This window comes from Acidisphaera rubrifaciens HS-AP3 (assembly GCF_000964365.1).
Taxonomy (GTDB): domain Bacteria; phylum Pseudomonadota; class Alphaproteobacteria; order Acetobacterales; family Acetobacteraceae; genus Acidisphaera; species Acidisphaera rubrifaciens.
Genome location: NZ_BANB01000535.1, coordinates 1 through 703 on the forward strand (window position 1 = coordinate 1; position 703 = coordinate 703).

General features: G+C 71.1%; 1 protein-coding gene and 1 pseudogene. Both read left to right on the forward strand.

The genetic code is table 11. The features are described from left to right. The first annotated feature begins 116 nt into the window (after positions 1-116). Positions 117-569 carry a type II 3-dehydroquinate dehydratase gene (aroQ, locus tag B8460_RS14215; RefSeq protein ID WP_048862271.1) on the forward strand — a complete coding sequence of 151 codons (453 nt, stop codon included), beginning with the start codon at positions 117-119 and terminating at the stop codon, positions 567-569. Next, positions 566-703: pseudogene (locus tag B8460_RS23440) on the forward strand (acetyl-CoA carboxylase biotin carboxyl carrier protein); the annotation flags it as partial. The gene aroQ and the pseudogene B8460_RS23440, both read left to right, overlap by 4 nt.

The following is a 703-nucleotide window of genomic DNA, read 5'->3' on the forward strand; positions in this document are numbered from 1 at the left end:
GCGACGCCGTGCTGGAGGTCGCGCTGGCCGAGGCGCCGACCGCCCGGGACTGACCGTCGCGCCGGCCGGCCCGGGGGCCGTTGGACCCGCGGGCGGCCCTGTGCTAGGCGGCGCCCATGGCTGCGCTGTCCCTTGTCGCCGTCCTGAACGGCCCGAACCTCAACATGCTCGGCCTGCGCCAGCCGCATCTCTACGGTGCCGCGACGCTCGACGACGTCGAGCAGCTATGCGCCGAGACGGCGGAGTCGCTCGGGCTTGCCATCGACTTCCGCCAGACCAACGGCGAGGGCGAACTGGTGAACTGGGTACAGGAATGCCGCGGCCGCGCCGCCGGCATCATCATCAACGCCGCCGCCTATACCCACACGTCGGTCGCCCTGCTCGACGCGCTGCTGGCGACCGAACTGCCCGTGATCGAGGTGCATTTGACCAACATTCACGCCCGCGAGGCGTTCCGCCACCACTCGTACGTCTCCAAGGCGGCGCGCGGCGTGATCTGTGGCTTCGGGCCGCGCAGCTACGCGCTGGCGCTGATCGCCATGGCGGACCTGCTGGAGGACACACGATGACCGGCGTCGCATTCGACCCCGAGGCGATCCGGGCGCTTGCCACCATCCTGGCCGATACCGGCCTGACCGAAATCGAGATCGCCGACAAGGACAGCCGCATCCGCGTCGCCCGCGCCCCGGCCCCGGTCACCACG